The organism is Actinomycetota bacterium (assembly GCA_030017835.1).
Lineage (GTDB): Bacteria > Actinomycetota > Aquicultoria > UBA3085 > Oleimmundimicrobiaceae > Yes70-04.
The window spans coordinates 1-13,784 of the sequence record JASEGU010000024.1 but is presented as its reverse complement, the minus strand read 5'-3'; the positions used below and the strand labels follow the sequence as shown (position 1 = coordinate 13,784).

General features: G+C 53.0%; 9 protein-coding genes, 2 tRNA genes and 1 pseudogene. 10 read left to right on the top strand and 2 right to left on the bottom strand.

Annotated elements, in window-relative coordinates:
• Window positions 1-77 precede the first annotated feature (77 nt).
• Window positions 78-212, top strand: a complete 135-nt coding sequence (locus QMD53_05925) for a hypothetical protein (GenBank protein MDI6800182.1) — start codon at window positions 78-80, stop codon at window positions 210-212.
• Window positions 213-789: 577 nt separating this feature from the next.
• Here QMD53_05925 and QMD53_05920 read toward each other — a convergent pair.
• Together QMD53_05920 and QMD53_05915 are read right to left on the bottom strand one after the other, a co-directional pair.
• Window positions 790-2,133: pseudogene (locus tag QMD53_05920) on the bottom strand (DEAD/DEAH box helicase).
• 159 nt (window positions 2,134-2,292) lie between these two features.
• Window positions 2,293-3,339 (bottom strand): S8 family serine peptidase, encoded by a 1,047-nt coding sequence (locus QMD53_05915; GenBank protein ID MDI6800181.1) that lies wholly within the window; start codon window positions 3,337-3,339, stop codon window positions 2,293-2,295.
• Window positions 3,340-4,055: 716 nt separating this feature from the next.
• On the opposite strand from QMD53_05915, the gene QMD53_05910 reads away from it, so the two are divergent.
• The 9 genes from QMD53_05910 (at window position 4,056) to QMD53_05870 (ending at window position 13,697) form a co-directional block, all read left to right on the top strand.
• Window positions 4,056-4,916, top strand: a complete 861-nt coding sequence (locus QMD53_05910) for a phosphoribosylaminoimidazolesuccinocarboxamide synthase (protein MDI6800180.1) — start codon at window positions 4,056-4,058, stop codon at window positions 4,914-4,916.
• Complete coding sequence (purL, locus tag QMD53_05905) at window positions 4,913-7,870, top strand: phosphoribosylformylglycinamidine synthase subunit PurL (protein ID MDI6800179.1); 2,958 nt, start codon at window positions 4,913-4,915, stop codon at window positions 7,868-7,870. Before QMD53_05910 ends, purL begins: the two co-directional genes overlap by 4 nt.
• A 14-nt stretch (window positions 7,871-7,884) precedes the next feature.
• On the top strand, window positions 7,885-8,679 hold the full coding sequence (gene purQ / locus QMD53_05900; GenBank protein ID MDI6800178.1) for a phosphoribosylformylglycinamidine synthase I: 795 nt from the start codon (window positions 7,885-7,887) through the stop codon (window positions 8,677-8,679).
• A 25-nt stretch (window positions 8,680-8,704) separates the two neighbouring features.
• A complete protein-coding gene (gene purF / locus QMD53_05895) occupies window positions 8,705-10,144 on the top strand; it encodes an amidophosphoribosyltransferase (GenBank protein MDI6800177.1) in 1,440 nt (479 codons plus the stop codon).
• 19 nt (window positions 10,145-10,163) lie between these two features.
• A complete protein-coding gene (purM, locus tag QMD53_05890) occupies window positions 10,164-11,204 on the top strand; it encodes a phosphoribosylformylglycinamidine cyclo-ligase (GenBank protein ID MDI6800176.1) in 1,041 nt (346 codons plus the stop codon).
• Window positions 11,197-11,823, top strand: a complete 627-nt coding sequence (gene purN / locus QMD53_05885) for a phosphoribosylglycinamide formyltransferase (protein MDI6800175.1) — start codon at window positions 11,197-11,199, stop codon at window positions 11,821-11,823. The genes purM and purN overlap by 8 nt, the downstream gene beginning before the upstream one ends.
• Window positions 11,823-13,376 carry a bifunctional phosphoribosylaminoimidazolecarboxamide formyltransferase/IMP cyclohydrolase gene (purH, locus tag QMD53_05880; GenBank protein ID MDI6800174.1) on the top strand — a complete coding sequence of 518 codons (1,554 nt, stop codon included), beginning with the start codon at window positions 11,823-11,825 and terminating at the stop codon, window positions 13,374-13,376. The genes purN and purH overlap by 1 nt, the downstream gene beginning before the upstream one ends.
• A 144-nt stretch (window positions 13,377-13,520) precedes the next feature.
• Window positions 13,521-13,596 (top strand) — tRNA-Lys (locus QMD53_05875).
• Window positions 13,597-13,621: 25 nt separating this feature from the next.
• Window positions 13,622-13,697 (top strand) — tRNA-Glu (locus QMD53_05870).
• The last annotated feature ends 87 nt before the right edge of the window (window positions 13,698-13,784 follow it).

Sequence of the window (13,784 nt, the reverse complement as noted above, 5' to 3'; positions counted from 1 at the left end):
AGAACCAATCTATTCTGTATCAACTTAGGGTGTCAACTAAAGCGGGTCAACTCCACCTCCAGGGTGTCAAATAGCTCGTGGCCCTTGTCGATAAGTTCTTGTTTCCAGCGGCCGATGAGGTTGGGGTTAACATCGTAGGCTCTCGCGATCTCTGCGGTCGTGCGCTCACCGGCGATGGCTTCGAGCGCGATTTGGAGCTTAAACTTTCCTGAGTATTTCTTTCGCGCCCCCCCATGGCAACCACTCCTTTCGTATTCTTGATTTTACAGGTTGCCATTCACTCTTAGCTACTAGTTCAAGCTGGTGGGCTCATATCCATAGACCACTCGCCTCAAAAACTTAATACTATATACCGATATTTCTGAAATTAAATCTCATTGAGTCGGGGTGAACGTTTTTAAATAAGACCTCGCTCTTCATCTCGGCCTCTGTTGAATCGGTTCAGTTCATTGGAAACTTTTGCGCTATCATGAAGCCCGCCCTACCGACATCGACGACGTTATATTGAATACGCTTGGCATGACGGTGGGCTTTCTGCTATGACTTGGGGGTAAAGCAGTTCTTCAGAAGATCCGGCTCCGCCATCTCTAGCCCAAAGAGTCAAGAACTAATAAGGCCGATCCGATATGAGCGGCGTTGATGCCGAAACTCTTGGCAGCAGCTTTTATGAGTCAGTTGTTACGCGTCGAATTAATAGATCTTTTTGTGCCCCTTCTTCTTTGGCGCAAAGTGAGGTTTTCCGCCTTTGGACGGAGGCCTGTTCCTTCTTGGGCTTTGCTCGAAGGGGGGCCTCTTCTCTTCGGGCACGCTCTTTAAAAGCAGTAATTCTTTCCCCTGAACCAGTTTGGCCAGAGCTGCCGCGATCTTTATGGCAGCCACGTCGGTCTCTTCCCTATATTGATCTATCAATTGGTAGAAGAAGTCAAGATCATTTGCGGCCAAAGTGTCGGTGATTCGCTCTTTGAAGCGGGCGATTCGCTTGTCGTTTATCATCTGGGCCGAGGGCAGGTGCATCGGTTCAATCTTCTGCTTGGTAGCCCTCTCTATCTCATAGAGCATGCTCTTTTCTCGCGGAGAAACGAAGATGATCGCCTCGCCGCTTCGCCCGGCCCGGCCCGTGCGGCCGATGCGGTGGACGTATGATTCGGTATCGTGGGGGACGTCGTAATTTATGACATGGCTGATCCGCTCGACGTCCAGGCCCCTTGCGGCCACGTCGGTTGCGACCAGGATATCGAGTTTGCCCGTCTTGAGCTGCTCGATTGCGGCCTCACGTTTGCTCTGGACGATGTCGCCGTTTATGGCCGAAGCGGCGTAGCCGCGAGCCTCTAGCTTTGCGGCGAGCTCCACCGTAGCCGTCTTGGTTCTAACGAAGACGATCACCCCGTCGAAGGGCTCGGCCTCCAGTATCCTGGTCAGGGCATCGAGCTTGTGGACCCCGCCGACCAGCCAGAAGCGCTGGCGGGTGGTGGCAACGGTTGCCGTCTGCGCCTTGATGGTTATCTCGACCGGATCTTTCAAATATTTCTGGGCGATCTGGTGGATGGCTCTGGGCATGGTCGCCGAGAAGAGAAGGATCTGGTGGCTGGGGGGCGTCTGGTCCAGTATCCATTTCACGTCATCGATGAAGCCCATGCGAAGCATCTCATCGGCCTCATCCAAAACCAGACATGTCAAAGCGTCAAGCTTCAAAGTCTTCTGCCTCATGTGATCCATCACCCGGCCTGGAGTTCCAACCACCACGTGGACGCCTCGTTTGAGCCCCTTTAGTTGCCCCTGGTAATTTTGGCCGCCATAAATCGGCAGCACATGAAAGCCGCTCATATGGGAGGCATACTCCTGGAATGATTCGGCCACCTGGATAGCCAGCTCCCTTGTGGGAGTCAAGACCAAGACTTGGGGCTCGGCCCTCTTAAGATCTATCCTAGAGAGGATCGGCAGGGCAAAGGCGGCCGTCTTTCCGGTGCCCGTCTGGGCCTGACCAAGGAGGTCTTTGCCCTCCAAAATGTGGGGGATGGTCTGCATCTGGATAGGGGTGGGCGTCTCATAGCCGGCCTTGTCGACCGCCTTTAAAACGGGGTCAATCAGCGCCAAATCGTGAAAATTTGGCTCTACAACTGCATTGCTTAACATCAAAAAAATACCTCCAAAAAAATAGCGTCGCCGGGTGAAGCCCCGGCGGACGGTGTGAAAGCTTATTAAATTAAAGCTTTTTATTATTTCACAGGAGCATTATCCCTCTTTACGTTAGATTTTGCAAATTTGGGTGAGGTGAAGCAAAATTGACTCCTATTATATTTTGGGGAAAGCGTCGATGTAAAGGACGTTTTCATCCACTCGGTTGTTTAGGTTGACGTATTTTAGTATCTGCATTACCTCATCATTGGATAGGCTAGTATTCTTTTGAGAGGCATAATCCTTTAGCAGGGCGACGTATCCGGCAATGATCGCTGATGATTGAGAAGTTCCCGAATTGGCCACGATGTTTTTTTTGTTATCCACGCTTTTAATCTCATCGCCTGGCGCGTTTATTATCGTCTCAGTTGGTGCATTGGTAAAATCGGTGACCATTCCGTTTGCTGTGATTGCGCCGACGGATATCACACCATCTTTGTTTGCAGGAAAGAGCATGTCTGGGCTGGAATAATCGCCCGATGAAGCAACCACGCTGATATCTTGATATAAAGCAAGATCGATTAAGTCCGAAATTTCTTGGTTATAATTATAGCTTCCTATGCTGATGTTAATGACCGTGCACTTTAGCTCCATAGCCTTTTTGATAGCTTCGACGATTAGAGTAGGCTGAATTTTTTCATCTACGTCCATCACTTTGATGGAAACGATCTCGGCGTCTGGAGCTATTCCAAAAACGCCATCTTTATCACCCTTATAACCCTTTATGATCGAATACATCATCGTTCCATGGCCATTATTATCTTGATCATTGCCGGTCAAGACGATTGAATTGCCCTCCATCACTTGAAATGCAGAGATACCGCTATCGATTAAGGCTATCTTCTGTGACTTGCCGGTAGATATTTTATGAATACCCTCGTAGTCCATATAGTCTGCATGCCAGCTATAGAGCGGGTCGCCAAAACCAATTTTGAATCGGCCGTCGAAAAAACCAACGTGCAAGTTGGCGAAGATGGTAAGCGCCATAAAAACCATAGTAAATATTATGAGTCCAAGTGAGATGCGCCTAAATAAGGGATATTTAGTCAAATTGAAGTATTTATCAAAAAATTTATTTTTAAGCAAGTATGGTCTTGCCGCCAACACGATTATTATAAATATCAGCAAAATCATTTGTGTCTGTCCCCAGATGTAATCTTTCATTTAATGGCCCACCTTTCTATACCAAGCAGAACGAGGTTGCGAGATTATAGGTTTTAAATTAGCTTTTCCGAAATCCCGTTCTGCTTGGCAAGTTTGGCAATTTCACTTGTTTTTGATTCGTGTCTAAGCTAGACTTAGTTTTAAAGTCGTGGTCGCCTCTTTCTGCAAACACAGGAGTTACAAAGGTCGTTAATATGACGCAAGCAAGCAATAATGCGATGAAAGATTTTGAAGTCTTTCTTGTCTTCATGCCTATACACATCCTCCCTTTGGTTTACATTTCTGTTAAATCCACAGTGTAAGTGCTAAACTAACCTTGCTACCCTTTGAATAGTTTTAAGTTTTGCGCCTTTCGCTATTTGGGGGTAGCTCTTATATTTCTGCCGATTTACTTCTTCACCTCCTTTCGTCCAAATTCTTCACGGGGCATACGTTCCCAGCCTTTTCGTCAATCACCACCAAAAAGGTGATGACCACTATTAATACACTATTACTCTCTCTCTCTTGTCAATACTTTTTTCTATATTTTTCAAGATAATTCAATAAACCTAAAAAATAGCTGTTCAGGGTAGTGTCCGGCCGGCCCCCTTTCCGTCAACGATCATTGCTCTAAAAGCCGGCTCAAATCAGTGGCAAATCTTGTTACAAGTCGTCTATAATTGTCCTTGTAACAGGCGCAGTAAAAAAGCTCCTTATATCCCATTTGAGGTGGTAACTTGATAAAACCGGCAAAACAAGGCAAGGTCAGAGACATCTATGATTTTGGTGACCGCCTGGTTCTGGTCGCGACCGACCGCATCTCAGCTTATGACTCGATTCTACCCGACGATATCCCAAGCAAGGGGCGCGTCTTGACTCTGCTTTCGGCCTTCTGGTTCGGCAAAACCCAAGATATCATCAAGAATCATCTCATCTCAACCGAAGTGGGCGACCTTCCGGTCGAGCTCGAAAGCATGGAGGAGCACCTAAAGGGCCGAAGCATGCTGGTCAAACAAGCCCAAGTCTATCCGGTCGAATGCGTGGTCCGCGGCTATCTCTCCGGCTCGGCTTGGAGCGAGTATAAAAAGATGGGGAGCGTCTGCGGGATAGAGCTTGCCAAGGGGCTTGTGGAATCAGACAAATTATTCGAGCCGATCTTTACTCCCTCGACCAAGGCCGAAAGTGGCCACGATGAGAACATCACCTTCGATCAGATGCAGGAGATAGTCGGCGAGAAGATCGCAGCCCGCCTCAAAGAGGCTAGCATTAAGCTGTATAAATTCGCCTCCGAATTTGCCGAGGAGCGCGGCATCATCATCGCCGATACCAAGTTCGAATTTGGAGAGTTTGAGGGCGAGCCGATGCTGATAGATGAGATATTTACCCCAGATTCATCGAGGTTCTGGGATAAGGCCGAGTACTGCCCCGGCTGCAGTCAGAAGAGCTTCGACAAGCAATTCGTCCGCGATTATTTGGATGAAATCGGCTGGAACCACGAGCCACCTGCCCCCCGCCTTTCAGAAGAGGTCATCGAGGGGACGAGAAAGAGATATCTTGAGGCCTTTAGGCGCCTGACCGGAGAGGAACTTAAAGTTTGAAGATTTACCGCATCGAGGTTGGTTTCAAGGAAGGCGTCACAGACGCCCTTGGAGAATCGGTTAAGAGGTCGATATCGGAAGATCTCATGATCGATGTCGACGGGGTGAGAACCGTAGAGGTATATACCATTGCGGCCGACTTCGCCGAGGCGGATATAATAAGGATCAAGGATGAACTCTTAACTGACCCCGTAATCCAAATCTCCTCCGAGCGGGCTCTCTTCTCAGACTTCGACCTGGCCATCGAGGTCGGCTACAAACCCGGGGTGACAGATAATGTGGCCATGACCACTAAGGAGGGGATAGCCGATCTTCTGGGCGCTTCCTTTCCAAGTGATGGGGCCGTTCATACCTCCCGCATCTACCTGATCGACGGCGATCTTACAAAAGAAGAGGCCGGAGCGATTGCGACCGGGCTTTTGGCCAACCCCATCATCGAGGATTACTTCATCTTCACCCCCAAAGACGGCTCCCACAAAGAGGAGATCATAAAGGGGCACCTTTCGGCCGGAAAAACCAAGGGCTATCGGGTCGTAGAAGTCGATCTGGACGTGAGCGATGATGAACTATTAAGGATCAGCAGTGAAGGGACCCTCTCTTTGGCCATCAAGGAGATGGTCGCCATCCGGGACTACTTCAAAGAGAAAGAGGTCATACGGGAGCGAAAAGAGGTGGGCTTGTCCGCAAAGCCGACCGACGTGGAACTGGAGATGCTCGCTCAGACCTGGTCGGAACATTGCAAGCACAAGATATTCAACGCTAGAATAGTTTATGAAGAGGACGGCAAGACGGAGAAAATAGACGGCCTCTTTTCGACGTACATCAAGCGGGCGACCGAAGAGGTGGGCAAGGACTTCCTTGTCTCGGTCTTTGAGGATAACGCCGGCATAATATCATTTACCGACGACTATAACCTGGTCTTCAAGGTTGAAACACATAATCACCCTTCAGCCCTCGACCCTTACGGCGGGGCCTTGACCGGCATCGTCGGGGTCAACCGCGATCCGCTCGGCACCGGCCTTGGAGCCGACCTCATCTTCAATACCGATGTCTTCTGTTTCGGTCCGCCCGATTTTCCCTCCGGTAAGCTGCCGAGCAAGGTATTGAGTCCCAAGCGGATATTCAAAGGGGTCAGGCGAGGCGTCGAGCATGGCGGAAACAAGATGGGTATCCCCACGGTCAATGGGGCCATCCTCTTTGACGAGGCCTATGTCTATAATCCTCTGGTCTACTGCGGAACCGGCGGCATCATGCCAAAGGTCATCAAAGGTCGGGAGAGCCACATCAAAAAGATAGAAGATGGCGACCTGATCGTCATGGTCGGGGGGCGAATCGGTAAGGACGGCATCCACGGGGCAACCTTCTCTTCCGTTAAGCTGGAGGAGACGACTTCGACGGCCGCCGTTCAGATAGGGGCTCCCATCGTCCAGAAGAAGATGATGGATGCCCTCTTGGAGGCCAGAGACGAGGCTCTCTTTGATGCCATCACAGATAACGGGGCGGGCGGTTTGAGCTCATCGGTCGGCGAGATGGCCGAGCTCTCCGATGGCTGTCTGGTCGATATAGAAAAGGCCCCGGTCAAATATCCCGGTCTCGACCCCTGGGAGCTCTGGGTCTCCGAATCTCAAGAGAGGATGACGGTCGCCGTCTCGCCCAAGAAGGTCGATGCTTTTTTGAACGTCATGAAGAAGTGGGATGTGGAAGCCACAGTGATTGGTGAGTTCAAATCGAGTGGCAAGGTTCACGTGCGATGCGAGGGCAAGACCGTCCTCTTTCTGGATATGGAATTCGTCCATGGCGGCCTGCCCAAGGATGAACTGGTGGCTAAGTGGAGCGAGCCCAAAGAGACGGGCCCCTTTGAGGAGTGTGACTCTTTAAAGAGCCTCAAAGCCATTCTATCCAGCTACAATGTCTGTAGCAAGGAGTGGGTCATCCGCCAATATGACCACGAGGTCAAAGGGGCGAGCGTCGTCAAGCCCTTGGTCGGGGCGGCCGAGGACGGCCCATCGGATGCGGCCGTCTTAAAGCCGCTCTTTGGCAGGGATGAGGGGGTGGTCGTCTCAAACGGCATCAATCCTTCCTTCGGCAAGATCGACCCTTACGCCATGGCCGTCTCGGCCGTCGATGAGGCGGTTAGAAACGCCGCCTGCGTCGGGGCCGATCCAGAACATATCGCTATCTTGGATAATTTCTGTTGGGGCAACCCCATTCTCTCTTTCGAGAACCCGCAAGGAGATTTTAAGCTGGCTCAACTGGTCAGAGCGGCCAAGGGCTGCCATGATGCGGCCGTTGGGCTGGGGACCCCCTTCATTTCCGGAAAAGACAGTTTTCACAACGAATATGAGCTGGGCGGAGAGACCTTGTCGATTCCGCCGACCCTTCTCATCTCGGCCATCGGCCGAATCGGCGACGTCCGGGGCGCCGTCACCATGGACGCCAAACGAGCCGGCGACAAGGTCTATCTTTTGGGCGTTACCCGCTCCGAGATGGGCGGCTCTCACTATAACATGGTAAATGGACTCGATTTTGGAAAGGCCCCGCTTCTGGACGCTCCGGCGGCAAGGCGGATGTATAATCTCCTTCACTCGGCTATGAACGAGGGGCTGGTTGCCTCCTGCCACGATCTTTCAGAGGGGGGTTTGGCCGTAGCCGCCGCCGAGACGGCTTTTGCCGGCGGACTTGGAATGGAGATAGATCTTAGAAACCTTAAAACCGAGGGGGATCTGACCGAGGCCGAGATGCTCTTTTCCGAGAGCAACGCAAGGCTGCTCGTGACGGTTGCGCCCGATAAGGCCGAAAGCTTCGAGGCCAAGATGGCGGGTTCTCCCTTTAGCATGCTCGGCAAGATAAAAGATGAGCCGCTTCTTGCCGTCATCGGCAGGAGCGGGAGCGCAATCCTTTCATACGATATATTCGAACTCAAAGCGGTCTGGAAGGCGCCGCTTGACTGGTAGGTGAAGGTGAGACGATGTTGAAAAGGGTAAACGCCTGCGTGCTTCTGGCGGCCGGAATCAATAGGGATATGGACGCCACGGCCGCTCTTATTTCCGCCGGAGCCCAGGTTGAGAGGATTCACATAAACAGTCTGGCCGAAAAGAGAGGCAGCCTCAAGAGGTTCGACATCCTGATGTTGCCGGGCGGTTTCTCCTTCGGCGACGACATCGCCTCGGGCAAGGTCCTCGCGGGCAAGCTGAAAAATAAACTCTTGGGCGAGGTGCTCGATTTCATAGCGGCCGGCAAGCTGATATTTGGGGTCTGCAACGGTTTTCAGGTCATGGTCAAGCTGGGTCTTCTTCCGGGAATAGGCGGCGACTATGCAAGCCAAAGGACCACCTTGACCTTCAATGACAGCGGCAAATTCGAGGATCGCTGGGTCTATCTTAAAGTCGACCCTGCCTCCAAGTGTGTCTTTACCAAGGGGATGGATGAGCTCATCTACGTTCCGGTCTGCCACGGAGAGGGCAAATTTATGGTCGACTCCGACGAGACTTTAAGCGAACTGAAAAGGAGCGGCCAGGTAGCCTTGAGGTATGTGGATAGAAACGGCCAGGCGGCCGGCTATCCCCACAATCCAAACGGCTCCATCGACGATATCGCCGGCATCTCTGATCCGAGCGGGCACATCTTTGGCATGATGCCCCACCCTGAGGACTTCATCTTGGATCTTCACCATCCCACCTGGACCAGGGATGGTCTGCCCAGTGAGGGAGCCGGTTTAAAATTCTTCCAAAACGCAGTAACCTATGTAAGGGAGAACCTATAATATCTTCCATTTTTGGGGTGAGGTTTTGAGGGGCAAGTTAAATCATGACAGGCAAGCGGGCCGGCTAACCGACCGCTTTGAGGAGGCCTGCGGGGTCTTCGGAATCTACGCGCCGGGTGAGGACGTGGCTCGTCTGACCTATTTCGGTCTCTACGCCCTGCAGCATCGGGGTCAGGAGAGCGCCGGCATCGCCGTATCGGATCATAACAATGTCATCATCTTCAAGGATATGGGCCTGGTCCCTCAGGTCTTCAGCGAAGACAGTCTAAGCAGCCTTGAGGGTGATATCGCCATCGGTCATACTAGGTATTCGACGACCGGCTCCAACCGCTGGGAGAACGCCCAGCCCATCCACAAGATATATGCTCACGGCAGCTTGGCCCTGGCCCACAACGGCAATCTGGTCAACTCCAAAGAGCTTCGCATGGTTCTTACCAATGACGGCGACCGCTTCGAATCGACCAGCGACAGCGAGATGATCGCTTCCCTCATCGCCCGCTTCTCCGGTTCAGGTATCGAAGAGGGGATTAAGAAGACGGCCGCCATGCTCAAAGGGGCCTATTCGGTCACCCTGATCACCGAGGATAAACTGATAGCCTTTCGCGATCCTCATGGGATAAGGCCGCTCTCGGTGGGCAGAATCAACGGCCACTATGTCATCTCCTCGGAGACCTGCGGCTTCGATATCCTAGGGGCCGAGTTCATTCGCGACGTGAGCCCTGGCGAGATGGTCGTCATCGACGAGAGGGGCTTGACCTCCACCCAGCTCCTACCCTCAAATAAGGAGTCACTCTGCATATTCGAACTCGTCTACTTCGCCCGGCCAGACAGCCATCTCTACGGCAAGCTCCTCTATAACATCAGGAGCAAGATGGGGAGCAATCTGGCCAAAGAGCAGTCGGCCCAGGCCGACCTTGTCATCCCGGTTCCCGATTCGGGGACATCGGCCGCCATCGGTTATGCCTTTGAGTCAGGCATCCCCTTCGGCGAGGGGATGATCAAGAACCGCTACGTTGGGCGGACCTTCATTGAGCCGACCCAAGCCATTCGCCAGATGGGCGTCAAGATGAAGCTAAATCCGCTCAAAGAGGTCATCCAAGGCAAACGCCTGGTCGTGGTGGATGATTCCATAGTCAGGGGTACGACCAGCAAGCAGATAGTTCAGATGTTAAGGGAGGCCGGGGCGAGCGAGATCCACATGCGCATCAGCTCACCGCCCGTCTCCGATCCCTGCTACTACGGCATAGATACAGCTCAGAAAGAAGACCTGATAGGCTCGCAAAAGAGTGTCGAAGAGATTAGGCAGTTTATCGGGGCGGACAGCCTCGGCTACTTGAGCTTGGAAGGCATGATCGACGCGACCGGCCGCGAAAAGGAATCATTCTGCGCGGCCTGCTTTGACGGGGACTATCCCATAGCGATATCTAGAGGACTTGGTCCTTCCAAGGAGATGCTGGAGGGCTAAGGCCCTTAAAAGGAGATATATGTCCGAAGGTGAAGGGGCGACCTATCAAAAATCAGGCGTGGATATTGAGGCGGGAGCTAGGGCCGTGGGCCTGATGGGCGGGGCGGTTCGCTCCACCAAGCGTCCCGAAGTCTTGGGCAGAATCGGCGGCTTTGGCGGACTCTTCGCTCTGGATAAATCGAGATATAAAGAGCCCGTGCTGGTCTCTGGGGCCGATGGGGTGGGCACCAAGTTAAAGCTTGCCCAGATGATGGATCTCCACGGTAGCGTCGGCATCGATCTTGTGGCCATGTGCGCAGACGATGTGGTGGCACTTGGGGCCGAGCCCCTCTTCTTGCTGGACTACATCGCCATCGGCAAACTCGTTCCCGAAAAGGTGGCAACCATCGTTACCGGAATAGCCGAGGGTTGCAAGATGGCCGGCTGCGCTCTGCTTGGCGGCGAGACGGCTGAGCATCCTGGCGTAATGGATGAGGGCGACTACGATTTGGCCGGTTTCTGCGTCGGCATCGTCGAAAAAGAGAAGATAATCGACGGCTCCAAAATAGAGCCGGGCGATAAGATACTCGGTCTTGCCTCCTCCGGCCTCCATAGCAACGGCTATTCCCTGGTGCGGAGCATCTTCTTCAAAGAAGGCTATCAGAGACTTGGCGAAAACTTGCCCAAGCTCGGTAAGACCCTGGGCCAAGAGCTCCTCACCCCGACCAGAATCTACGCCCGCTCGATACTTAAAATCTTGGGCGAGTTCGATCTTAAAGGCATCTCCCACATCACCGGAGGCGGCATCACCGAAAATTTGCCAAGAATTATCCCAGAAGGTCTTGGGGCTAAGATAGACAAATCATCCTGGAGCGTTCCAAGGGTATTTGAGCTCATCCGCTTTGAGGGGGGCGTGACTGAGCCCGAGATGTTTAAGGCCTTCAACATGGGCATCGGCATGGCGGTTGTCGTCTCCAAAGAGGTGGCCCCTTCGGTTAAGCGGGCCTTCGAGGAGACGGGCGAGACGGTTTTTGAGATCGGCGAAGTCGCACGTGGGGCAGAAGGGGTCGAATATGTCTAAGATGGTAAGGCTGGCCGTGCTCGCCTCGGGTAGCGGAACCAACTTGCAGGCCATCATCGACTCCTGCCAAAGGGGCGAGATCCCGGCCGAGGTGGCCTTAGTTCTAAGCAACGTCAAAGAGGCTTACGCCCTGAAGCGGGCCGAAAGGCACGGCATAAAAGCCCTCTTCATCGACCGCCTCGCTTTTGAGACCAGATTCGACTACGACGCCGAGCTGGTAAAGATTCTGCGTGAGCATGAGATAGATCTGGTCGTCTTGGCCGGCTACATGCTCCTTGCCGGTCTCAACCTGGCCCAGGCCTTTGAGGGGAAGATGATGAATATCCACCCCTCTCTCCTTCCCGCCTTTCCCGGAACCCACGGGGTGAGGGATGCCTTGGAGTACGGGGTCAAGGTGAGCGGGGTGACGGTCCACTTTGTCGACGAGGGCTTGGACAGCGGCCCAATCATTTTGCAGGAGGCGGTATATGTCGAGGAGGACGACGACGAAGAGAGCCTGATGAGCAGGATTCACCAGGCAGAGTATCGTATATATCCCAAGGCTATAGGCCTATTTGCGAAAGGATGTTTAGAGGTAGGGGGAAGAAGGGTAAGGATACTCAAGAAAGGTGAGGCGTGATGGACAAGGTCAAGATCAAGAGGGCTCTCATTAGCGTTTCCGACAAGGAAGGGATCGTCGATTTCGCCAAGGAACTTGCGAGTTTTGGGGCCGAGATAGTCTCGACGGGCGGCACGGCCAAGGCCCTAAAGGACGCGGGGCTCAAAGTCATCAGCATCTTTGAGGTGACCGGTTTTCCCGAGATGCTGGATGGCCGGGTAAAGACGCTCCATCCCGCTATCCACGGCGGACTCCTTGCCATCAGAGATAGCAAGGAACATATGGGCAAGATCGCAGAGCATAATATCATCCCGATCGACATGGTCGTCGTCAACCTCTACCCTTTTGCTGAAACTATCGCCAAAAAGGGTGTGACTTTGCCCGAGGCCATAGAGCAGATAGATATCGGCGGTCCCTCCATGCTCCGCTCGGCGGCCAAGAACTTCGAGGGCGTTACCGTCATCGTCGATCCCAAGAGATATGGCGATGTGATCGAAGAGATGAGATCAAACGACGGGGCCACCTTAAGAGAGACCCGCTTTGAGCTGGCTAAAGAAGTTTTCAGGGTGACCGCTGAATACGATAGCTTGATCAACCAGTATCTGGCCGGAGACGAGGAGTTTCCGAGCGTCCTGAATTTGAGGTTTAAGAAGATACAGTCACTTCGCTATGGTGAAAATCCCCACCAAAAGGCCGCCTACTACAGCGACCTAAATCCGCCCAAGCACTCCCTGACCCAAGCCGAGCAGCTCCACGGCATTGAGCTCTCCTTCAACAACATCCTGGACTTAGAAGCGGCCTGGTCGCTCTGCATCGAGTTCACCGTGCCGGCCGCCGTCGTCATCAAGCACAACAACCCCTGCGGCGTGGCCTTAAGCGGCGATATCCTCTCGGCCTACGAAAAGGCCCACGCTGTCGATCCGATCTCGGCCTTTGGCGGCATAATCGCTTTGAACCGGCCTGTCGATGAGGCAGTTGCAGCCAAGATAAACGAGACCTTCGTGGAAGCGGTCATCGCTCCGGCCTATCTCGAGGAGGCCTTGGAGATACTGACGAGCAAGAAGAACATCCGTCTGATGTATATGGGCGAGGAGCGCGAAGGTGAGGACAAGGGCTTCGATATCAAGCGGGTGGACGGTGGAATCTTGGTTCAAGAGAAAGATGTCATAAGAGAGGGCAGGGCCGATATGAAGGTCGCAACCAAGGCCAAGCCCACGGAGTCGGAGTTCGAAGATCTTCTCTTTGCCTGGCGGGTGGCCAAATACGTCAAATCGAATGCCATCGTTCTGGCCAAAGATTTAAAGGCACTTGGCATCGGAGCCGGTCAGATGAGCCGGGTCGACTCTTCCGAGCTTGCCATCAAAAAGGCGGGCGGACCGGCGGCCTGCAAAGGAGCGGTTGTCGCGTCCGATGCCTTCTTCCCGTTTCGTGACTCCATCGATGCACTGGCTAAAGTTGGGGTGAAGGCCATCATTCAACCTGGCGGCTCAGTCAAGGATGACGAAGTAATAGCGGCTTGCGATGAGCAGAAGATTGCCATGGTCTTTACGGGCAGGCGCCACTTTAGGCATTAAGCTTGGTTTGCCCGGTAAAACTTCTTGACAGCAAAGCTTAAGGTTGATACCCTGTTGGTTGCTGTCCAAAAGGGCTTTGGTTTGGTCTTGCGAAAATCCTACCTTAAAGTGGTTTTGGCCCGAGCCAAGGGGTCCTATAGATTTGGGCCGTTAGCTCAGTTGGTAGAGCACCGGACTTTTAATCCGGGTGTCGAAGGTTCGAGTCCTTCACGGCTCACCATTTCATTTTCAAGGTTTTTGGTGCTGCCCCCATCGTCTAGTGGCCCAGGACACAGCCCTTTCAAGGCTGCGGCGGGGATTCGAATTCCCCTGGGGGCACCAGTTTTATCAGTGAGTAGCCGGTAGTTATTAGTGAGTAGTTTTTGGTCGGGGTCAGAGTAAAGTTCTGATAAAAAGTGCTTTAAATCG